Source organism: Methanospirillum hungatei (assembly GCF_019263745.1).
Taxonomy (GTDB): Archaea; Halobacteriota; Methanomicrobia; order Methanomicrobiales; family Methanospirillaceae; genus Methanospirillum; species Methanospirillum purgamenti.
In genome coordinates this window covers 3,111,364-3,133,489 of record NZ_CP077107.1, presented here as the reverse complement: position 1 = coordinate 3,133,489, position 22,126 = coordinate 3,111,364, and the positions used below count along the sequence as shown (strand labels likewise).

General features: G+C 40.1%; 24 protein-coding genes. 17 read left to right on the top strand and 7 right to left on the bottom strand.

Annotated elements, in window-relative coordinates:
- The first annotated feature begins 3 nt into the window (after nt 1-3).
- From KSK55_RS15170 to KSK55_RS15150, 5 genes are all read left to right on the top strand, one after another.
- Nucleotides 4-2,016 carry a PKD domain-containing protein gene (locus KSK55_RS15170; protein ID WP_218607533.1) on the top strand — a complete coding sequence of 671 codons (2,013 nt, stop codon included), beginning with the start codon at nt 4-6 and terminating at the stop codon, nt 2,014-2,016.
- 177 nt (nt 2,017-2,193) lie between these two features.
- Nucleotides 2,194-3,567 carry an amidohydrolase family protein gene (locus tag KSK55_RS15165; protein ID WP_218607532.1) on the top strand — a complete coding sequence of 458 codons (1,374 nt, stop codon included), beginning with the start codon at nt 2,194-2,196 and terminating at the stop codon, nt 3,565-3,567.
- Between the two features lie 404 nt (nt 3,568-3,971).
- On the top strand, nt 3,972-4,460 hold the full coding sequence (locus KSK55_RS15160) for a GNAT family N-acetyltransferase (RefSeq protein ID WP_256664051.1): 489 nt from the start codon (nt 3,972-3,974) through the stop codon (nt 4,458-4,460).
- 88 nt (nt 4,461-4,548) lie between these two features.
- Nucleotides 4,549-4,872: a nucleotidyltransferase domain-containing protein gene (locus KSK55_RS15155; protein WP_218607530.1), complete on the top strand. Its 324-nt coding sequence runs from the start codon at nt 4,549-4,551 to the stop codon at nt 4,870-4,872.
- Nucleotides 4,850-5,248 carry a HEPN domain-containing protein gene (locus KSK55_RS15150; protein ID WP_218607529.1) on the top strand — a complete coding sequence of 133 codons (399 nt, stop codon included), beginning with the start codon at nt 4,850-4,852 and terminating at the stop codon, nt 5,246-5,248. Before KSK55_RS15155 ends, KSK55_RS15150 begins: the two co-directional genes overlap by 23 nt.
- Nucleotides 5,249-5,920: 672 nt before the next feature.
- Here KSK55_RS15150 and KSK55_RS15145 read toward each other — a convergent pair.
- On the bottom strand, nt 5,921-6,823 hold the full coding sequence (locus KSK55_RS15145) for a hypothetical protein (protein ID WP_218607528.1): 903 nt from the start codon (nt 6,821-6,823) through the stop codon (nt 5,921-5,923).
- Between the two features lie 286 nt (nt 6,824-7,109).
- On the opposite strand from KSK55_RS15145, the gene KSK55_RS15140 reads away from it, so the two are divergent.
- From KSK55_RS15140 to KSK55_RS15125, 4 genes are read left to right on the top strand one after another with little or no spacing between them, the layout of a single operon-like run.
- Nucleotides 7,110-7,520, top strand: a complete 411-nt coding sequence (locus KSK55_RS15140) for a hypothetical protein (protein WP_218607527.1) — start codon at nt 7,110-7,112, stop codon at nt 7,518-7,520.
- A complete protein-coding gene (locus KSK55_RS15135) occupies nt 7,517-8,251 on the top strand; it encodes a hypothetical protein (protein ID WP_218607526.1) in 735 nt (244 codons plus the stop codon). Before KSK55_RS15140 ends, KSK55_RS15135 begins: the two co-directional genes overlap by 4 nt.
- Nucleotides 8,221-9,612 carry a hypothetical protein gene (locus KSK55_RS15130; protein ID WP_218607525.1) on the top strand — a complete coding sequence of 464 codons (1,392 nt, stop codon included), beginning with the start codon at nt 8,221-8,223 and terminating at the stop codon, nt 9,610-9,612. The genes KSK55_RS15135 and KSK55_RS15130 overlap by 31 nt, the downstream gene beginning before the upstream one ends.
- Nucleotides 9,609-9,962, top strand: coding sequence for a DUF6009 family protein (locus tag KSK55_RS15125; RefSeq protein ID WP_218607524.1), 354 nt, complete (start codon nt 9,609-9,611; stop codon nt 9,960-9,962). Before KSK55_RS15130 ends, KSK55_RS15125 begins: the two co-directional genes overlap by 4 nt.
- Before the next feature lie 124 nt (nt 9,963-10,086).
- Here the strand turns inward: KSK55_RS15125 and KSK55_RS15120 are convergent, their stop codons facing one another.
- The 3 genes from KSK55_RS15120 to KSK55_RS15110 form a co-directional block, all read right to left on the bottom strand.
- Nucleotides 10,087-10,416, bottom strand: coding sequence for a nucleotidyltransferase domain-containing protein (locus KSK55_RS15120; RefSeq protein ID WP_218607523.1), 330 nt, complete (start codon nt 10,414-10,416; stop codon nt 10,087-10,089).
- A complete protein-coding gene (locus KSK55_RS15115) occupies nt 10,413-10,787 on the bottom strand; it encodes a HEPN domain-containing protein (RefSeq protein WP_218607521.1) in 375 nt (124 codons plus the stop codon). Before KSK55_RS15115 ends, KSK55_RS15120 begins: the two co-directional genes overlap by 4 nt.
- A 291-nt stretch (nt 10,788-11,078) precedes the next feature.
- Nucleotides 11,079-12,254: an ATP-binding protein gene (locus tag KSK55_RS15110; RefSeq protein ID WP_218607520.1), complete on the bottom strand. Its 1,176-nt coding sequence runs from the start codon at nt 12,252-12,254 to the stop codon at nt 11,079-11,081.
- A gap of 154 nt (nt 12,255-12,408) precedes the next feature.
- On the opposite strand from KSK55_RS15110, the gene KSK55_RS15105 reads away from it, so the two are divergent.
- From KSK55_RS15105 to KSK55_RS15080, 6 genes are all read left to right on the top strand, one after another.
- Nucleotides 12,409-12,735 (top strand): hypothetical protein, encoded by a 327-nt coding sequence (locus KSK55_RS15105; protein WP_218608978.1) that lies wholly within the window; start codon nt 12,409-12,411, stop codon nt 12,733-12,735.
- A 254-nt stretch (nt 12,736-12,989) separates the two neighbouring features.
- Nucleotides 12,990-13,412: a hypothetical protein gene (locus KSK55_RS16575; protein ID WP_256664050.1), complete on the top strand. Its 423-nt coding sequence runs from the start codon at nt 12,990-12,992 to the stop codon at nt 13,410-13,412.
- A gap of 275 nt (nt 13,413-13,687) precedes the next feature.
- Nucleotides 13,688-14,146, top strand: coding sequence for a PAS domain-containing protein (locus tag KSK55_RS15095; RefSeq protein ID WP_218607518.1), 459 nt, complete (start codon nt 13,688-13,690; stop codon nt 14,144-14,146).
- Between the two features lie 129 nt (nt 14,147-14,275).
- Entirely contained in the window at nt 14,276-15,754 is a 1,479-nt protein-coding gene (gene tnpC / locus KSK55_RS15090; RefSeq protein WP_218607127.1) for an IS66 family transposase, read from the top strand.
- A 32-nt stretch (nt 15,755-15,786) separates the two neighbouring features.
- A complete protein-coding gene (locus tag KSK55_RS15085) occupies nt 15,787-16,791 on the top strand; it encodes a PAS domain-containing protein (protein WP_218607517.1) in 1,005 nt (334 codons plus the stop codon).
- Nucleotides 16,792-16,835: 44 nt separating this feature from the next.
- The gene (locus tag KSK55_RS15080) at nt 16,836-18,047 is read left to right on the top strand and encodes a transporter substrate-binding domain-containing protein (RefSeq protein WP_218607516.1); all 1,212 of its coding nucleotides are present in this window, start codon (nt 16,836-16,838) and stop codon (nt 18,045-18,047) included.
- Nucleotides 18,048-18,314: 267 nt separating this feature from the next.
- On the opposite strand, the gene KSK55_RS15075 is transcribed toward KSK55_RS15080, so the two are convergent.
- Together KSK55_RS15075 and KSK55_RS15070 are read right to left on the bottom strand one after the other, a co-directional pair.
- Nucleotides 18,315-18,887 carry a hypothetical protein gene (locus KSK55_RS15075; RefSeq protein ID WP_218607515.1) on the bottom strand — a complete coding sequence of 191 codons (573 nt, stop codon included), beginning with the start codon at nt 18,885-18,887 and terminating at the stop codon, nt 18,315-18,317.
- Nucleotides 18,888-19,169: 282 nt separating this feature from the next.
- A complete protein-coding gene (locus KSK55_RS15070; RefSeq protein ID WP_218607513.1) occupies nt 19,170-19,874 on the bottom strand; it encodes an alpha/beta hydrolase in 705 nt (234 codons plus the stop codon).
- A gap of 388 nt (nt 19,875-20,262) precedes the next feature.
- Between KSK55_RS15070 and KSK55_RS15065 the strand changes: the two genes are divergently transcribed.
- Together KSK55_RS15065 and htpX are read left to right on the top strand one after the other, a co-directional pair.
- Nucleotides 20,263-20,748 (top strand): TIGR00725 family protein, encoded by a 486-nt coding sequence (locus tag KSK55_RS15065; RefSeq protein ID WP_256664049.1) that lies wholly within the window; start codon nt 20,263-20,265, stop codon nt 20,746-20,748.
- Nucleotides 20,749-20,837: 89 nt separating this feature from the next.
- Nucleotides 20,838-21,716 carry a zinc metalloprotease HtpX gene (gene htpX / locus KSK55_RS15060; protein ID WP_214420999.1) on the top strand — a complete coding sequence of 293 codons (879 nt, stop codon included), beginning with the start codon at nt 20,838-20,840 and terminating at the stop codon, nt 21,714-21,716.
- 63 nt (nt 21,717-21,779) lie between these two features.
- Here the strand turns inward: htpX and KSK55_RS15055 are convergent, their stop codons facing one another.
- The gene (locus KSK55_RS15055) at nt 21,780-22,076 is read right to left on the bottom strand and encodes a hypothetical protein (RefSeq protein ID WP_214420998.1); all 297 of its coding nucleotides are present in this window, start codon (nt 22,074-22,076) and stop codon (nt 21,780-21,782) included.
- Nucleotides 22,077-22,126 lie beyond the last annotated feature (50 nt).

Below are 22,126 nucleotides of genomic sequence, written 5' to 3'. Positions count from 1 at the left end.
TGTATGAGTAATAAAAACTACGGGTTTTTTCTACTTCTTTGCAGTATTGGGTTAATTATTTCATCAGCATCAGGAACCGGGTATCATATTCCAACTGTAGCTGAAGGTTTACTCAACGATACTGGATGTTATATCGGTGCATATCTTGGGGGAAACCAGGGGGCGAACAATGCTATGTGTGTCAATTATTACCGAAAATCTAACAATGCCCCGTATGAAACCCAAATCCTTGATCATCCCCTGGAATATGGGGAGAAAAAGACTGGCAATAGTAATGAAGAATTAAAAGAGACAGACACCGGAATCGAAACGTTTCGAACAGCTATTAATGTACTGAAACCTGGTGGGGGGAAAAAACAACTTCTTTTCTCCCGTTATTACAATCTGTATTATTATCCGGATAATGATTATGGAAAAATCCCATACACAGAATCTCCCGCTCCTTATATCTGGGCTGAAAAGGTCCTCCAGCAGAATGGTATTCCAGTCCTGGTACTCTACCCCTGGGCACTTCAGACTAACGGACTTTTGGATCTGACTGCTCAAAATGGATATCATGCTCCTATGACTGGTGTTGCTATTATAACCGAGATTGCCCAGAAATGTGATGCATTAAGTAAGAAATATGCTGACTCAAACGGAAAACCCGCAACAATTCTCCTCTGCTTCGGGCTTGAATTTAATACACAGAAAATAGTAAATCCAACCGGGATTGATGCTGGAGACAACGAAAACAAAAAAGCATGGAGACAGATGTTCCGGTCAGCATACACCATCGTCCGTGCACATGCCAATCCATCCGTCCAAATGGTGTGGGCAGGCAATATTGCCCAGACGAAAAACGACCGGATTTTTTATTGGCCCGGGACGGATGATAACGGAAATCAGATGGCGGAAGACTTTGTTGACTGGGTCGGGATGACCTGGTACCCCTGGAAAAACGGTCCCACGACTCTGGATGATCTCGCCGGATTTTATTATTATTATGCTCGGGATCGGAATCATCCAATGATCTTCATGGAGACTAGTGCTGATGGCAACGGAATTTCGGCGGATGAATTATCTTTGAAAAACAATCAGGTCACATATCTGTATAACAAGAATACTCTTCAAAAATATCCAAATATCAAAGGAATTATCTGGTTTAATGTAATAAAGGGGGAAGATAATACCAACCAGCAACTGGTTACCAAAAATTTCCTGATTCCGGATGGAAACTGGAATAATCAGGGGAAAAGTACCACAAAACCCGGTTATGTGTATTCTTCATCAAATCAAACTGCTATGATGAGTTCCCGATATCCAAACGCTGTTACAGATCCTTATTTTATCGGATATTCAGCCCCCTCCCTATCGGCAGATTTCGATCTGGTTATCGACAAAGATTCAATGACGATAATCTGCACGGATACCAGTACAGGACAGGGAATTAATTCATGGAAATGGGATGTCAATGGCGATACAAAACCTGAATATTATTCACAGAATATCACTCACCGGTATAAATCACCTGGAAATTATCCGATTACCCTGGTGATCTCGAACGGGATGCAAACCCATAGTATAACCAGAATTGTTACCATTCCATCTGGAGATCCTGAGCGGGATTGTTATCTCTTTATCGGTTCTTTCCCTTCGAATGCTGAAATCTGGGTGGATGATGCTCAAAAAATCGGGATAACCACACCCAATATGATGACACGGTATCTTGTGCCTGGGGGAGCCCATTCGATCTCCCTTATAAGAGATGGGTATACAACCTGGACCGGATCTTATTCTCTGAAATGGCCTCAGGTCCGGTACTTCGGACAGATAACACTAAATCCCGTCCTGAGATCATCACATCAAAACCGTACCGATTTTGGAGGAATAAAAACAGGAATACTGACGACGGGGAGTACCGGTGGGCAAAAACCTCAGGGTATTATGCCTGGAATATCTATCAAATTGGATTCCGGGATAGGAACGGTACCATCAATCCCGGACGTACTCCCGGCTTCTATTCCTTCCATCTGATTTTCGATTATATTTTTTACAGGAATTGGGTACCACCAATTTCGAATCATTCATCCATCCTGCAGGTCAAATTACTGTATATCTTCCATGAATATTCTAAAATGTAATGCAATCCTTTTTGTACTGTTTCTCGGTTATTTTGGTCTTTTTCTCGTGGAAAATCAGGATTCATATATAGTGCAGATATCAGATACGGGTTATCAGGGTACTACTGTTTCGATATATTTTGAAACAATTCGAAAGAATCCTGATGATCTCTTGATTTTTTTTAAGGAGATGCCAAAGGGCGGAGATATTCATATCCATGCATCAGGAGCAATGCATCCGGATGATATCATCAATATTTCAGTTCGGCATGGATTATTCGTAAATCCAAAAGATGGGCAACTGGTTGACCAGGTGACCGGACAGCCATATAATTATACTGATACACAGCATCTGGTTCCGACCTCCTATGCATATAATAATTCCACCCTCTATTCAGACCTCGTACATTTCTGGACAATGAAAGACTTTCCGTTCACTACTCAGTCGGGTCATGACTGGTTTTTTCATACGTTTGATCTTATTGATCCGGTCACCTACTATGATGGAGATGTGTATGCAACCATCCGTGACAGGGCTGCGAACGAAAATATTCTCTATGTGGAACTCATGACTTCACAGACGAATGGAGATGATGTCCGGAAGGTAGTATCCATAGTTGATTGGAATGATAACCTGTCTCAGCTCAGGGATGATCTCCTGAAGGCCGGTCTTGCTGAAATAATTGAACGAAAGGTAGACAAACACTCATCATATGATCAGATATCGGGGGAACTCTCTCATCCGGATGGGAAAAACGTTACCACCCGGTATATCTATGAGGCTCTCAGGTTCTATCCAAAAAAGGAGGTTTTCACCGACCTTCTCCAGGCTTTTGAGATTGCCAACAAGTCACCGGTAATTTCCGGTATTACGCTGGTCGGGGATGAGGCTGACCAGTATTCCGCAGATGATTATCATCTTCACATGGAGATGATTGCCTATCTCCATTCAGTATACCCGGATGTACATATTGAACTCCATGCCGGAGAATTAACAAAACAGATTGCAGGGAAAAAGGATTTAGGTTTCCATATTTCTGATGCAATCACCACCGGGAATGCCTCCCGAATCGGACATGGGGTAGCCATCCAGGAAGAAGACGATTGGGAGAATACCCTTGAATTGATGAAAGAGAAAGAAATTCCGGTGGAGATTTTGCTTACCAGTAATGAACAGATTCTCAATATCAGTGGGCCGGAGCATCCGGTTTCTGTATATCTGTCTCATGATGTTCCGGTTATCCTTTCAACCGATGATCCTGGTATTGAATATACGAATCTCACCCAGGAATATGTAATATTTACTTTGAATCATCCGGATGTGTCGTATAACGAAATACGAGAGATAAACAAAAACAGTATCAGGTATAGTTACCTCACAGAAGAGGAGAAGACGAATCTTCTTTCCCGGTTAGAGAATACCCTGGCAGTGTTTGAAAAGGAGATAATTGTACCAGAAGAATAAACTATTCTTACATGGGTTTCAAGAACGGTTTGCTCGGATAATTTCCCCCAAATCGGAATATGAATATGAGTGTTTCGCGTAGTGAATATTCACGAAAACTCCTTTTTCGCTGATCTCAACGATTCGAAACAATGGAATTAATGTTATTGAGGGGGTGATACTGGCGCTTGAAAATACACCCTGTTTGCCAAAATTTGAGATGAGCCCCTCTTTGGTACCCAATACGTCAACAGTATATGAATCAACCTGCTGAATAGTTACAAAGGTTTTTAATATGAGTTAATCACTTCAATCTTTTTATAAACCTTTAAAATAAAAAACCATAATCTCCCCCCCTTATCCCTGAAAAATTATAATTCCCTCCTTCGAAACAATCAATACCATCCCATCCATACCAGATGGTAATGACTCATTTCACTCCCGTAACCCATAGAGACCTCCCGGAGATCAAAGAGATATACGATCATTACATCCTCCACTCAACCGCAACCTTCCACAGCGAAAAAATAACCCTCCCGAAACTGGAGGAGATCATCTACCTTAACAATCCCCGGTACCCCTCCTTTCTCATTCACGAAGCAGACGAGGTCATCGGATACTGTTTTCTCTCCCGGTTTAAAAAAAGACAGGCATATGACCGGACTGCAGAAGTAAGTGTATACTTAAAACCGGGTTTTACAGGAAAGGGAATCGGAACTTTAGCCATGCACCATATTGAGGGGGCAGCAAAAAAAGGAGGTATCCATGTGCTAATAGGGACACTTTGTGGGGAAAACTATGCCAGTATCCGATTGCTGGAACATATGGGGTACACAAAAGCCGCTCATCTCCGGAACGTCGGGGAAAAATTCGGCAAAATCCTTGATGTGGTCATGTACCAGAAAGATGTATAAATCTCATCTCCGAACCCTAGTCTATCCCTGGTTTCTCATCAGTACCTCATAGTAATCCATTTATCCTTTCCTCTCGAAAAGAATGATAATGGATGATACCTCTCTTGCAAAAGTGATCCGGATAATTATCGAAGCAATAGATCCCGATTCTATCATCCTTTTTGGTTCACGTGCAAAGGATAGTCACAATAAAGAGAGCGATTATGATATCTGTGTCCTTAAAACCGGATTAAAAGAGAGGAGAAAAACAGCCAAGATGCTATATCGATCCCTATATGGAGTTGGAGTCCCGGTGGACATCCTGGTCGAAACTCCTGATTCATTCAATACACATAAAAATAATCCTCACCTGATATATCGTGAAATAGCTCAATTTGGAAAGGTACTTTATGAAAAACCGACCAATTGTTGAAGACTGGCTAATCCGTTCACGAAGTAATCTTTGCAGAGCACAATCTGGGCAGACCTCTGATGAGATATTATTTGAAGATCTCTGCTTTGATTGTCAACAATCAGTAGAAAAATCGTTGAAAGGACTTCTTATTGCAATTGATATCGAAGCTCCACGAACTCATAATATTAGTATATTAATAGAATACCTTGCAAAAACCGGGATTACAATACCGCATCAGGTAATAATTGCTTCAGACCTCACAGAATTTGCAGTGCAAACACGATATCCAGGAATATATGAACCCATAACCGGAGAAGAATTTGCAGAGTCTCTTGAAATTGCTGAAAATGTTTATTCCTGGGTTTTAAGTGAGTTAGCTAAATTACCGGATTAAAGTTACATAAGGAAAAAATCAGATGATTTTGTGAAGCTTCTCCAGGTCAAGTACCCAGTCCGAATTTTTTTCTAACATTATTGTTTATAATCTTCTTTATTCATTCTTGATTAGTAGTATAATGCACACCTTTCTGGAATAATCCTGAAAGGTGTGCTTATACAATGAAGTGCATATAGAGTCCAGGCTTTAGAATAACCATCGTTTTACTTATATTATTCTAAAACCTTTTGAATTGCACAATAATTATGGAATCACATGTAATTTTATTTTTACCTTCATGATCTACCAGTCATCTGGATTACTATGATGAGATGACAAGGTGCAGCTCATGCAGCTCTTGTAGCACATTCAGGGAAGTCCCCCTTCGAAAAATTTTCAAAAAAAAGATACTCCTATTATATCTACTACCAAAAACCTGAAATATATTGGTATATCTTCAAAAAAATTAAAATTCCTGTTATTGAAACCATATCTCCGGGCAAAGCGAATATTGACAGAAGCAACCCGAAGGACAAATAAACTCCTTGGTACCCAGGATTTATCCGGATATTTTCTCATTTAGATAATTTAACTTCCAGATTTCATGCCATCCAGAAAAATTTAACCAGGTGTGTGCACAGATCCTGCTACAAGAGCTGCATGAGCTGCACCTACTATGTCCCTGACAAACTATAGTTTCTGAAACATACTGGAATCAAGAGTAAAGGCTTTTTGAGTACCATTCTCTCCGGAATCGAACGTATGCCGCTCTTGTAACATCTTATGTGCCTGAATCATATTCTCAAACAACCGTTCCGGGTATTTCAGGGATGTATGAAAAAAGATATCTATTTTGTTCTCAGTCAGGAATTGAGCGATTTCTTCATACATCTCTCCTTCGGACCGGCTGTAATCAACGATAAGTCCCATTGTCCCGACAAAATAGAGGAAATCAAAATCCTTCCAATCGGTCTTGAGCATATAGGATCCAAGAATTGATTTGAGGTATGGTTCAATACCTCCAGCATCCTGGAAGTAATACAGGAAAAAAGAGGGAGAGTGAGTCACAACATACCGGTAAAAAGCTACATTCTTCTTCAGATCCTCAGAGAGATCATCATCATCATCATCATCACTGTTCTGGATTATTTCGTCGTTTAAAAATCCCCAGTAATATGAAATTTTTGTGCTGCTATATCCCATTCGGGTTTTTGGATGATTCTTTTTTGCTAAAAATCCTGCAATTTTAAGCACCAGTTCCTGGACATAGAGAGATTTGAAAAACAAAATCCGGTCCTTCTCCGGAAGCGTCGTTACAATATCCTTAATGAATTCAGGAATTACATCAGAATTGAAGTTAATATTCCAGTAATTCACCCCGCTACGGCTTTCTTTGAGTAGGAGTCCTTCTTCGAGTGCAGCAGCGAGCTGAATTTTCGTACTTTTAGGCTCTTTAATTGCAAGTTCACTGGCGATTTCATCCCGGATATCTGGTTCAGGTGTCCAGTCTGATTGTTTTAATAATATCTCGATTATCTTTCGTTTCGTAACACCCGGATTATTGCCCTGACCCCGCGTTCTCCTCTCACTCATATCTTATGTATAAGAATCCATTAGTAATAATAGATTATGGTTAATTAATTACTAGTTATACAATACCAATATATATATATAAGAGTGACAACATACGACAGTATAGAGAACAAATGAGAAAAAAAAGGCCATTAATCACGTATTATTGTTGGACCAGTATCGGGATAATAATGAGCTACAAACCAAAAACACAAACATTCTGCACATGTTCAAAACCAATGGTTGGGACCATTTCAGGAGAAATTCAATCCCCATTTCCGTATAGTGGACCCCGCAGGAGTAGTACATGAGTGTGGGAATATCATTCAGCCACACCTCCTGCGATCTTATTCCCTGGCAGATACAGTGTGAAGACCTGGTATTTCTCCAAATCCCGGCCGGAGAGAAGGGACACAAAGAAAAAGGCTGGAACAAGGTATCACATGGCAAACGGTATGATGATCCAAATGTAATGGCACACCTTGAGCGGGGAGGAAATATATCTATGAATCCTTCAAAGGGCTTCGTATACTGTTTCCGGTGCGGTTCCGGTTATGATGCTGCACAATGGGATGCAGTATGCAGGGGAATCATGCCCTGTGGAGGGATATACGATACGGATGTGATGAAAAGACATCTTGACCAGCTCAATAGCGAGATGCCGGAAGTGAGGTTTTTAGAGAGAATTGCCTGGAAGAAGGCCAGGAGAAGAAGATGACAGAAGCAATAACATCAATGCCCCAGTTTAACGAAAAGACGAGAAGAGCGTTAGTTATGGCCGGAGATAGATCCTATTCAGCTGTAAAAGAATCGGGAGCATACCTCATCTCCGAAGACCCTGACGAAGAAGGAGATCTTAACCGTGAATACTGGGATATTGCAGTGTATCTGCTCTCCAACCGGAAACGATCAGATGTGGTTATCAAAACGTTGCAAAAAAGAAATAAAAAACTCAAAGAATACCAACAACTTGACTATGAAACCCTTCGGGACATCAAGGATCTGGCATTTTCATATATTGAAACTGTGAAAAAATATGACGCTCCTGAGGAAGAGGAATTAATCCGGCATATTCCGTATTTTGAGAAAGACGGGAACCTCTACCTCACCTGTATCAGTGAAGGTGATCGGTATTCCTATGCTCATCTAGCGGAAGGAAAAGTGCTATTCTCTGTTGAAGAGACTGATATATCAGGTATGAGGACCGTCCCTCCGGAGCTCCCCATCCACCAGGATCGGGGTACCACGTCCTATATTGTAGGGTTACCCAGGACTGACCTTCTCAAAGCTGCACAGCTCCTCTCTCCGGGAGATCTTTATACCCGGATAAGGGACCATCTGTACCGGTACCTGGATGCTGAAGAGAGAGACTATGAGTTATTTGTCTACTATGCCCTTTATTCCTGGTATTTTCCAAAGTGCAGTACAACTCCGTACCTCCGGTTTTAGGAGATACCGGGAAAGGAAAAAGCCGGTTTCTGAAAGTCATTTCTGATCTCTGTTTTTATCCTATCCGTGCTTCGGGAGCATCTTCGCTCTCTGGTATCATGCGGTTTAAGGAGAAATGGATGGGAACACTTCTCATTGACGAATCAGACCTGAAAGGAGACCAGTCCGATCCCCTGGTCAAATACCTTAACCTGGGATTTGAAAAAGATAATCCGTTCCTTCTCACAGATAAAGGCGACCTTTCTAAGATTCATATCTTTGATCCCTTTGGTCCCAAGCTCATCGCCATGAGACAACCGTTCAGAGACTCTGCAACCGAAGGAAGATGCCTATCCTTCTCTCCGGATGAAACAACCAGGGAGGATATTCCCCCTGAACTTCCATCCCGGTACACTGATGAAGTAGCAGAGATAAGAGCTCTTATTGCCAGGTTTACCCTTGAGCACTGGTCAGAAGTATCAGAAGACTGCATGCTATCCTGTAATGGAATGGGAATAGAAGGGCGGCTGAAACAGATGGCAAGGCCGCTTTCTGTTATCCTGACACTTTTTCCGGATGGTCAGGAACGGTTTTTGCAGTACCTGAACGCCAGGCAGAAAGAGATCCGGCGGACAAGAGCAGAATCCATGGAAGGAGGGATGTTTAATTATGCCCTGTCACTGGCACAGGGGGAAGAAGATCTGATGGGAGACCCTGAATTCGGGAAATATTATTATGAGGGACGAATCCAGGTGGTTCTTCCTAAAATGATAGCTGAAGGCCTGAAATGCAGTTCCAGGACAGTAACACGGACGCTTGGAGGAATTGATATGGAACTCAGGCAGAAAAGAATTCAGACAGCGAAAGGGATTAAAAATGTCCGGGCATTATTCGTCCCGAGCAGGAAGAAATGGATAGAGATTATGCAGAGGTATTACTTTGACGAATCTGGAGGAGAAATCCCAGAATGCCCTGAATGTATGAAAGGACCTGAGTATCATACCCGGCAGTCCGGGATTTCTGACAGGAGTTCTTCCTCCGAACCGGTTCCCTCTGTTGGTGAAATATCAGGTAGATCTGATGAAAGGTCAGAACATATTTCAGAGGATACTTCTGCAGGAAGGGAATCTTCTATACAGTCTGAAATTACAACGCTCCGGGAGTTTTTATCATATCATGGCCTGGATCCTGACCTTTCTGTTGATGAATACGTGCCTGTCCCAACGGAGAACATGGTTGATATATTCTGCAGATGCAAAGGATGCGGAGAACCAGACCGGTTATCACAACTCTACTGGATTCCAGGCAGGCCTTATAACCAGGTCTGTCAGAAACACTACGATGAAATGAAGAACCTGAACGAAAAGGAGAAGAAATTATGATTACATGGCTTGAAAATCCTCAAAATTATTCATATTTACGACAGGACCAATATCTGAGCACCTCATCCCGGTTTCCGGTAAAAACCATCGGGAAGAGAATTCAGGAATTTTCAAAACTTATCGGATATGAACTGGTTGAGAAAAGGGATTCCAATACGAAAGGAGTGTATTTGTATTGTCACCGGTTTTACTGGCTCAAAAAACATGACCGTGACTTATCTCCGGACGGAGTGTATAAGGGTCCACGGGAATTTGGTGGACGTATGCCCACCGAGGCAGTTGATCCGGCCCGGCTATTGGAGCGAACTCCGTATATGGAGGACAAGGGAATAATTGAGATAAAAGTATAATATATTCTGGTGATGAATGGGTTGAAATTTTTTGAATTCGAAGTAAAACTCTGATATCACCTGTTTTATGAATGAATAATTACGTATAAAAAACAGATTTGATTAATGGGGAATAATAAACAATTCAAGCTGATCCAAGCACCATCTGGTGAGGCCCGGATAATGCACTTTCCAAAACACTTGAACGTGTTTTCATTCGTTCAAATTCATCCGGAGTGTAACAAAGATAATCGATGGAATAGGGCGTCCTAACCCGTTTCCGGACCATAGGGAATCTCTCATGTAAAGGAATGTCTTTGAAAATTTCTGAAACAATAATTACATCCAGATCTGATTCTTCATGAGCATTTCCTGCCACTCTTGAGCCAAACAGAATAATTTCTTCAGGTATGAAATACTCTATTAATTTTGGGATTATTTCAGATCTGAATACTTCTACAACAGGATCATTCATTGATAATTCCCCTCATGATACAGTACTGCAAATACCTTTTTTGCTTTCCGTACTCTATCACGGGCAATTGATTCTGTATAATACTCACAGGGAATTATCTCACTCATGTCAGGATATCGTGATGTCTGATAATCACCCATGAGATCAATAAGATCTGATAAAACATCTTCTGGACAATCCAGCATATCTCCTAACCGTTCTAAATCATGAGTCCTCGGGATTGAGTAGCCAGAATGTGAAATTAACCCTTTTAATAATTTTTCAACGGACTGGTGTGAGTAAAATGCTGCAGAATCATAGCATCCAATTGACATATTTTTATCTGCAATCTGAAGATCAGGGAGTGCCTGCTTGATCCAATCTCTCTCCAATTTCGATGTAATCTGTCAATGCTGTGACACCATTTAATTATATAGAATATTTGCGTTCGTATAGAAATAACTGAAGGATAAATCAATTATACATTGAATAGTTAATTTAATTTTAATTCAGATGATATTATAACCTCTGAATATTATTGTCAATTCTTCCTTTCTAATTATTGACCTGTTTCATTAAATTTCAATATTAACTCTCTCATTGAGTGTATTAAACAATTTTTTTTTTGTAATTTATTCTGAACAAAAAAGATAACCACATATAGAATAACTGACTTGTTTTTGTTAGAGAAATTCGAATATCGAATCAAGATGTGAATATCCTATTATTCTTCCATCACTCCGGTTTTGATCCTGGTCACCCCCATACACAATGAATGATCTATCCGGACTCTGTCCTGACAATCTATTGTAATAATGAATATTTTTAAAGAAATCTCCGGCTATTGTCCTGCCGGCCTTGATTTCTACAGATATTGTTTCATGTATTGATTTTTCTATGATGCAATCAATTTCATGCCCTGTTTTATCACGCCAAAAGTAGAGATTAGAATCCAGGCCTCTGTTATATCTGTATTTTAGAAATTCTCCGATGATTAACGTCTCAAAAAGTCCTCCTTTCAGGGGATGAGTTACAATCTCGTCGGCAGATTTGATGTCTGCAAGATATGCTGCAAGTCCGGGATCTGAAAAATATAATTTTGGCATCTGTATGAGGCGTTTATTGTAATTTTTATGATGCGTTTTAATCAGAAATGCAATTCCCGACGTTTCAAGCAGAGATATCCATTCTTTGGCAGTATTGTGGCTGATACCACAATCAGCACCAAGGGATGTGAAATTAACTATCTGTCCAATTCGGTTTGCACACATTTTGAGAAATATGTGAAAAGTAGATCGGCTATGGACTTGTTTTAGTTGGGTTAAGTCCCGTTCAAGATATGTCTGAACATAGGACGAATAGAAATCTGATGGAAGAATAGTGGAGTTATAGAGCCGGGGATAAAAACCTTGATACAAGTATTCCTCATACTGGTCACACTCTTGTCCTGCCTGATTCAATTCATTCATTGAAAGGGGTAGAAGTTTTATAATTCCAATTCTCCCGGCTAGTGACTGGGATATTTTAGCCATCATGAGGAAATTCTGTGATCCGGTCAGGATAAACCGGCCAGGACTTTCACTTTGATCTAATATTCCCTGTAAATATGAGAAGAGTTCAGGAACATACTGAGCTTCGTCGATGATTGCTCCTTTATCCAGATATTGACCCAAAAAACTTCTGGGATCTTCTTCTGCAAATCTCCGGGTATCAGGTTCTTCAAGAAGGAGATAGGGTTTGTCAGGAAACAGGTGTTTTACCAGGGTTGTCTTACCGGATTGACGTGGTCCGGTAACAACTACGGCAGGAAATCCTGATGCTAATTCTCGTATTTTTTCTCCGGCTGCTCGTAGGATCATGAATGTACCTGATTGGACAAATTGGAAATTCAATTTACAATTTGTCCGAAGATGAAATCTTACTTTCGGTTAACGATGGGATTTTCATTTTTCATTTTTGAATATAGGAAAATACATAATTTTTAGATTACCAATATTTTTACATAATTAAGTTATGAGATTTTCTAATTTACCCACGAGAAAAACCAGAAAAACCCGGAATCAGAGAGAACAATCATTTTCTCGAAAAATAGAGACCCAAAAAATAACCACAGAAAAAATATTCTCGGGAAAAAAAGAAGATAGTACTTTATTACATTGTGTTCCATTAGAAGAAACTGAAAAAAACCGGATTATGATGAGGATGTCTCCTGAAAGTATCAGGATTTCAAATGAAACAAAATGGAATGAAAAAGGGTTTATTCCTTCATTTAAAAATACTGATAAAAAATTGATAGCAGCTTCTCGTAGGGCATATAAAATCCTCGGTTACTCTGAATAATGAGGATATTCTCTATTTTTGCCGGACCAAACGGATCTGGTAAGTCCACTTTAGTTCCTGAAGATGATAATCGAATTTTCATAAATGCAGATTATTGTGCACGAGAACATCCGATAATTTCAAAGATGTCTGATAGTTTTGAAAAATTATAGTGTGCTTAGGAAGAAACCAACAGACAAATTCGTGAAATGTTATCTAATGGCTTGTCTTTCACATGGGAAACGGTATTTTCTCATGAAAGCCGCCTTGACATAATGAATTATGCGAAAAATTGTGGCTATAGGGTCCATCTGACTTATGTCACAACAAAAAATCCGGATATAAATGTAGCCAGGGTTCGAAATCGTGTTCTAGAAGGAGGACATGATGTTCCAGAAGATAAAATCAGGAGTAGATATGAATGTTCCATTTCTTTTTTGCCCCAAATGATCCTTGCAGCAGATGAGGTTTTGATATATGATAATTCCTATGAAAATACTGCACCAACTCTCTTATTCCAAAAATTAACAGATGGAAAAGAAAATTTAGATCCGGAATTGATATTTTGGGATGTTAAAGATGAGGATGTTAAGAACTGGGCAATGAAATATATTTTCAAACCATTAAATGTTATGGGAATTTCTGTTCGTTGTTATAAAGTAATTCACTCTTCATCATTTAATATTGGTACAAAATAAATTGTAATTCATTCATTTTTATGATTTTACATTGCGCAGCCAAATTGGAATACAATTTAGGATTTGTCCGCATCTATGAATTGAATAATTTTCGCTGAAAACCTATGTGAAATTTAAATGGACTCTGGATGATAGGTTTTCATGAGTTAAACATGAGGCAGAGCTTCATGGGTGTTTTTTTTAACATAAGTTTTTATTGTTCCCACCAGCATTTTTCCCACACCCGGACCAACATAAACCTTAATCTCCCGGAAGTCTATCAATAATTTTTTAACATGACAGAGGTTCAGGAAGCATATACTGCGATCCTCAAGAGCCTGAAGTCAAGCCCACGAGGACTTACTATCACGGATCTCTCAAGAAAAATAAAAAAGGACCGCAATTTTACCGCAAAGTATCTGGAAGTACTTCATGCAGAAGGCAAAGCAGAGGCTAGACAAGTTGGGTCAGCAAAAGTATACTGGCTCTCGCAACGGGTCCCAATGTCAGCATTTCTCTGTTTTACTAAGAATATGATTATAATCCTGGACCTGAACATGAACATCGTCCAGGTGAATGATCAGTATCTCACATTTTCCGAACTATCCAAGGAAGATCTCGTTGGGCGAAATATTCTCGAAAATGGACTTCCAATCATTTCCACCCCTGAAGCCCTCTCAATAATCACCTCGGTTACAAAAGAACAGGTCATACATGATGTCCGGTTTTCAAAAAATAATATTGATTTTTTGTAACTATTCAGCCGGTCTCAGCGCCCTTATCCCGTCCATCTGAAAACCTACTCTAATATTAGTCCTCTTCTTCTAAAAATTCATTTTTACCGAAAGATCTTTTTATAATGACTATTAACGTTAAATTATCAAATGGACTTTCCAGAAGAACTCAAAGCCAAAATACTTGAATGTCCTCCTGAAGTAATTGCATATATTGTTCACCTACATGAAAGAATTGATCAATTAGAATCCAGAGTCAAAGAACTCGAATCCAGGCTAAACCTCAATAGTCGAAATAGCGGAAAACCACCATCTTCTGATGGGTATGCTAAAAAGAATCGAAATAAATCAGATTCTCGAAAGAAATATCCGGGAGGTCAACCCGGCCATAAAGGGACAACCTTAAGGCAGAGTCCTCATCCAGATCATATCGAATATCATAAACCTCATGAATGCTCCAAATGTGGACATAGCCTTGTTTCTGGAAAAATACTCGGCATTGAAAAAAGACAGGTTTTTGATCTTCCCCCTCCTCCCACAATCGAGATAACAGAACATCAGTCTTTCACTATCTGCTGTCCTCATTGTGGTTTAAAAACATCAGGGGATTTTCCCGAAGATGTTACACATCCAGTTCAATATGGATCCAGAGTCAAATCTTATCTGACCTATTTTTCTCATCATCAATTAATCCCTTATGAACGAGTAACTGAAATCTGCTCAGTTCTTTTCGGTTTTTCTGTTAGTCCTGGAACAATCGTAAATTTAACTCACAATCTAGCGAAGAAATTACAATCATTTAAGGATGATATTGTAAACGTTCTTCAAAATGAGCCCGTAATCCATAATGATGAAACTGGAGTCAGAGTAGAAGGAAAACTTCATTGGCTTCATGTGACCTGTACTCCTAACCTAACTCATTATTCCCTTCAGAGAAAAAGAGGTAAAGAAGGAATGGATAATATTGGAATCCTTCCTGAATTTCATGGGATTAGTGTTCATGATTTCTGGGGTCCTTATCTTTCCTATTCCTGCGAACACAGTTTTTGTTGTGCTCATATTATCCGAGAACTCATCCGGGTTGAAGAAGAAACCTCTCAAAAATGGCCTTATGATCTTATTGAGTTATTATTAGGGGCAAAAGAAAACAAAGAGATATTTCATGGAGTTGGGGTTCCTATTCCTCCAATCATTCGTACCAGTCTGATGGAGTCATACGATGAATTGATACAGATAGGACTGGATGAAAATCCTCCACCGGTTGTAGATGAAGTAAAAAGGGGCAGGAAGAAAAAGGGATTTGTACGAAACTTACTCGAAAGGCTAAAAGAGTGGAGAGAGAGTGTGTTGAGATTTATAAATGATCCTCTCGTTCCATTCGACAATAATCAGGCCGAGAGAGATATTCGTATGATGAAGGTAAAAATGAAAATATCAGGTGGATTTAGAAGCTTCGATACAGCCAGTGCGATTGCTCTGATCAGAAGTTACATCTCAACTATAAGAAAAAATGGAATTAATGTTATTGAAGGAATTGTTTCAGCATTTCATAATTTTCCATGGTCACCAAATAGAACCAAAGATATTAGTGGAGAGTCGTTACTCTCTCAAAATCTTGCATTAGCCTAAGCCGACTGAATAGTTACGATTTTTTTTACAAAATGGAAGTTATCCCTACACTGTTTGAGGAAAAAGAGAAGGGCCTTACCATAGTGCTTGAGGATATAACCGAGAAGAAACGTCATCTAAAAAATATGGAGTTTTTAGCCCGGACGGCTGAAGAACTGGTTGACCTTCCCCCGGAATCTGACATCTATGTATATATTGCAGACCAATTGAAAAGTCTTGTCCCAGAAAATCCACGATACTATATTCATTCCTATGATGAGACGGAGGGACAATTTATTTTTCGAGCAATAGAAGATGAAAAAACACGGGAAGGAGTCACACAACTGTTTGGTTTTAATCCGGTCGGAATGAAATTTCCGGTTAAAGATTTCTTTTATTCTGCCCCTTTCCATGAGAATGCCTTTACTTTTAAGGAAATGCGGGTTATGCATTTCAAGCCATTTTATGAAGAAGAAGAATATTCATTTTATGATGCATGTGCCCATATATTTCCAAAAGAAGCATGTGAACAAGCATCCTTGACATTTAACATTGCAAAAATATATCTCACCGGACTGGTATGGCAGGAACAATTATTCGGACTGGTCGGGATATGTCTTGGTAAGGATGAAAAACTCGAAAATAAACAGGTAATATTATCATTCTTTCGCCAGGCATCAATAGCACTTGCCCGAAGGATGACAGAGCAGCGGTTATCCAGGAGTGAACAGAAATTTAAAGAATTTGCATCAGCCCTGGATATTCCGGTCATGATACTGGACAAGCAAAATACCATTTTATATTTGAACCGGAAGTTTTCAGATGAATTTGGGTATGATCTGAGTGCTATTTCTTCCTGGAATACCTGGGCAGAGAAGGCATTTCCGGACAAAAATGCTCAAAAGATTTTGGAAGAGATGGTAAAGAAGAATGAGAAAGATACGTCAGAATTTCAAAAAGAGATCTTTGAACTCACCTGCGGGGATAATACAAAAAAACCTGTATCTATGAAACTCATTTCTTTCTCCGACGGTATGAAAGGAATCATCATACAATGAGGTGAATATTTATAGTTTTACATTTGACCTAAAAACCTGAATTTATGAAACGAATAATAGTATTTCTCCTCATAGGGTTTCTCACTCTTCCGACCTTTTGTTCCGGAACGGTAATACCAGAAGACATCCAGATTATCACAGAAGATTACTATCCTCTAAACTTCGTTGATAATGGAACATTACAGGGCATTTCTGTGGACCTCTTCGAGAAGATTTTGCAGAAAATGGGAAGTGACATAAACCGGAGTTCATTCAAGCTCCTTCCCTGGTCTGAGGGATATAACCTCGTTAGAACAACCCCTGATACGGTTCTTTTTACCATCACCCGGACTCCTGAACGGGAGAATGATTTCTTATGGGCAGGGCCCTTCTTTACCGATCGTGATCTCATCTATACGAATGAGGGCGTAAATCTGTCAGAAAAAAGTGATATCGCAGCATTGAAGATAGCAGTCATTAAAGATAGTCGAACCATCAATTCCACTCTGAATGCAGGTGCTAACGAAAAGAACCTTATTGAAGTCCTCACCGCAGAAGACGCAATAAAACTGGTTGATGACGGCTCTGTCAATGCATTTGCTTATGGAGATTATCCGGGTCAGAAAGCTATTGCGACGTATGCCAAAGATCCATCCAAATTTGCACAACAAAAGGAGATATCTTATTTTGAAGATTACTTTGCTTTTAATCCGGATACATCTGAGGAGTTCGTTTCTGCGGTGAACAATACTCTCAAGCAGCTCAAGATGAACCGGGCTGAAAGCGGTAGCACCGACTATGAGAAGATTTTCTTGAAATATCTTCCGATAGGATGTATGGATAGTGATATTACCGATGAGATGTTGGTCGATCTTGTCCAAAAGACCATTGAAGACTTGAAAAGTGATCCCAGCGGAACAATTGCCAGTATTAACGCAGGTGAGAGCCCGTATGTGGATTCTACCGATCCAAATTTCTACGTATTCGTCTTTGATACCAATGTAACCCTTCTTGGGAACGGAGTCAATCCCCAGACCGTAGGAACCCATTATTCAGGAAAACCTGATGCGGTAGGGAACATGTTCCGGGATGATTTGACGGAACTTGCCTTAAAGAAAGGAAAAGGCTGGATTAGTTACGTATACTCAAACCCGAAATCACTCATCCTCTACAAAAAGAAGAGTTATATCGAACTCTGCACCGGGAGTGATGACGCCCGGTATATCGTCGGGGCTGGCAGGTATCTGAACTGCTCGGAGATGCAAGAGGAACCCTGAACAGAATACCAAAAACCTCTTCGGATTATCATAAGGTATACTTAATTATCCTTTTTCCTTTGCCTGCAATCGGAATCGTGTTCCGGATTATCGGATCAGATCTCATCACCAATGACTCCCAGGTTTGTTTATCATTCATTATACATAGATATCACAGAAAAGAAAAGACAGTTTATCTCAGGGTTTTTTTATCCAAAAGAACAAAAACCGGCTAAGTATCTCACAAAAAAAGGGATGAATTAGTTCCCTACTAAATTACCAGTAACATCATGTAGGTGTACAACATTCGCATATATTCCCACACTCTCCACTACCTCCAAAATCACAACAGAAACAAGGGATACAATTCAGAGCATTTGATGGTGCCTCCCAGACTGCTTCTAAATAAATACCGGCACGATTGTATTCACCGATCTTCTCGTCTGATAGTGGTGTCTGCCCATTCACAAAGGATTTTAGCCTCTCACCTTCATAAAACTCAAGCGGGGTGACATCAAGGGTGAGAACCTTATTCTCATCCGATAAAGAAAGATTTGAGACATGAATTATTGAGTTGGTTTCATTTTCAGCATTAAAAAGATTAACTACTGCTTGTACGGGGTAGGAAATATCGGCAAGAGACCCTACCGGAACTAATTTACTTTCTACACCATCGGTAATATGGAAATATGGAACGACATCCTTTACCGTAATTATCATCCCATTTGATCCGTTCGTGATTGCACTTTCACTCCCTTGGATATAGATCAAAGCGGAGGATGATTCAGCAGCAGAACAGAATCCAGTACAAAAAACTAGAACCAATGAACAGAGAATTCCAAGTTGTACACAATAGCCCATACTCCCTATTCTATATGTTATTATATAATCGTGTTGTTTTTTCCCGGGAATAATATGGCTGTTGTACCCTTAATCACTGGATATTTGAGCAAATTAATGAATAGGTGTGAATAGAGGTTTTCGCAGGTACACGTGAAGTAATTGCAAAATTTATTCCAGTAAAAAATATTTAATTGACCGGTAAACTAAAGGAAATTATAGGGAGATTTCAAGATACTGATTGGAATTGTAGATACTCCCATATCAGATATCTCCATTATTTCTCGATACCATGGGATACACTTATTCAATATTTTTTTCCAGCCACTGTGTGAATACGTTTATCTGATCATCCGTATGGAAATAATGTTCTCCTTCATCCATAATTTCCAGGGTACACGGAAATTTTTCGATGAAATTGCTGATGGTATCAACCTCGACCAGATTATCCTGTGCTCCATATAAGATTCGGGTATCAACATCCCACTTGTCAACCGGGTGCTCTAACACATAACAGAAGTAATCCCAATATAACTTCTGACCAACCGGGGTATCTATCGTCCCTTCTTTCTCCAACCGCTCCGGAGATACTTGAAACCACATCATCATATTCCGGATGATTCGTTCCATATCAACCACCGGAGAGAGAAAAAGGGCTGTTTTCAGACCAATATCACGATAGGTTAACAGGCTGAAGTAAGCTCCCATACTGCAGGCAAAGAGGGATACCTGGTCCCAGTGTTCTTGAGCATACTTCCCGATTTCTTTGAGATCATGGACACAATGCTGCACCTTACATGGGATTTCCTCTCCTTTCCGATCTCCATGCTCCGGGAGATCAAAGCTTAATACCTGATAACCCTTCTTAATTGCCTCATTCGCGAGAAGTTCGATGACAGTATCTTCCTTATGCGAAAGGTTACCATGAACCGCAATGAATAGTTTGTTGCTCTTTTCGCCCCATAATAACGCCGGGATATTGTTAATTTTAATTGTATTCTTTGTCATTTACATCAATTTTTCTGGTATAATACCTTTAGTCAATCAAAAATCTGTATACTTATTCTCTCGGATATTTGGGTTTTCTAAAATTCCCTTTTGAGATGATTTTCCTACTCACGAATGGATTGAATTACCATATTGAGTTCATATATCTCAATCAGAGCAGATTCATGAATATCAAGATCTGATAGGGTATATCAGGGTAGGAAAATTGTTTGGGCCATTCCAGAGTGAACAATTAGGAATGGATGTTTGCACGATTCAAGATCTCATTATTTTTTTATATCTGCTTCGTTTTATATATGACTACAGTATATTGAGGATTACAATAGGGGAAGAATTTTCGGATGCAGATCAGTCAAATTACAAGATTTTCCGATAGAAAGGCTGATGTATGCTTCCAGTAGAGGGTATCACTATGACTTCGGACCAGGCATGGCAACGAAAAAAGCAGGTCGCAGTTATCGGAGCGTCGAATGCATCTGAATCAGAAATTCTTCAGGCAAAAATGGTCGGGTCCCTGCTTGCCCGTGCAGGAGCCATTCTCCTTTCCGGTGGAATGGGTGGAATAATGGAAGCATCATGCCAGGGGGCTATTCAGGAAGGAGGAGTCGCTATTGGTATTGTTCCTGGTTGTGAAGGGAATCCTTTCCTATCTGCAATTATTAAAACGCAGATGAATCATGCCAGAAATTTCATTCTTATCGGTTCATGTGATGCTGTCATTGCAATAGGAGGAGAATATGGTACACTGACTGAGATCGCGTATGCTTTAAAATCTCAAATTCCTGTGTATGGTCTTTCCACCTGGGACATACCCGGTGTTATTGCCTGCACCGGTCCCGAAGAGGCGGTCCGCATGGCGGTCATTGATACCTGATTAAATCCTTTCTTCTTCTGTTCAGGCAGATATATTCAGTGGATCGGTATAACTCTTTATCCTCGGAGATAATAATACCTTAGAGCAATATGAAATGGAAACGTGATGCAGGCCTGACAGGACGTATACTCCTGACATGGGCACTGCTCTTACTCGTGTATCTGGTATTCATGGGTATCTTGTTTGCCCTTGGACTGCCATCTGGATTTATTATCGTGATAGCAGTTGTAATGGGCGTTGTTCAGTACTTCTTCTCTGACAAACTGGTACTCATGAGTACTGGTGCTAAGATTGTCGAATATGATGAAGCCCCTGATCTTCATCGCATGATCGAAAAGTTATGTACAGAGGCAGATCTGCCAAAACCACGAATTGCCGTGATGCACTCTCCAATGCCAAATGCATTTGCAACTGGCAGAAGTCCGAATCATGCTGTCGTCGCTGTAACAGATTCTATCATGCAGACCTTAAACAAGGACGAGCTTGAAGCAGTATTGGCACACGAGCTTTCACATGTCAAGAACCGTGACATTCTTACGATGACAGTTGCAAGTTTTGTTGCCATGATTGCCTCAATGATCATGAACAACTTCCTGTTTGCTTCATTATTCAGCAATCGTGAACAAGGCGGTGCATGGATAATTGCAGGAATTGTTGCAGCGGTTGTCTGGGTTATTGCAACTCTCCTGATGATGGCACTCTCCAGATACAGGGAATTTGCAGCAGATCGAGGTGCAGCATATATTACTACTAATCCTGATGCTCTGATCTCTGCTCTTCAGAAGATCAGCGGACGGATGGATCGTCTGCCAACTGAAGCAAAGGTTGCAGCAGAAGGTGCAAATGCATTCTATATCATTCCGGCCCTTTCAGGAAAGACTCTTGCAGGGCTCTTCTCTACTCATCCATCACTTGAGAAGCGGATAGAAAACCTCGAAAAAGTTCGGGCTGAGCTCCGCGGATATTAATTATCTATTCTTCTTTTTTCGATATCCTGGTAATTGACATCTTTTGAATAAATGATGAGGATATTATATCTCTCTGATCTCAAACCAGGGCAGATCATTATCCGCATGGGTCGGATGGTTTTCTGAAGGGTATATCAGATTCTTTCTGATTTCAAACCATGCAACAGGTTCATCAGGATGTGTTGGATGGTCTGGTGAAGTGAAAATCTCCTGTTCTCGTATTATAAACCAGGAAACAGGTTCCTGGGGGTGAGTCGGATGATAGAGGGTGGTATAAATTTCGTTCTCAACAATTTCATACCACGGGACTGGTTCATCAGGACTGTCCGGGTGAAATGACGTGGTGTATATATTCATCATTATCTATCGTTCATAGAACGTTCTTAATGTATGTATGATATAAGAATTTT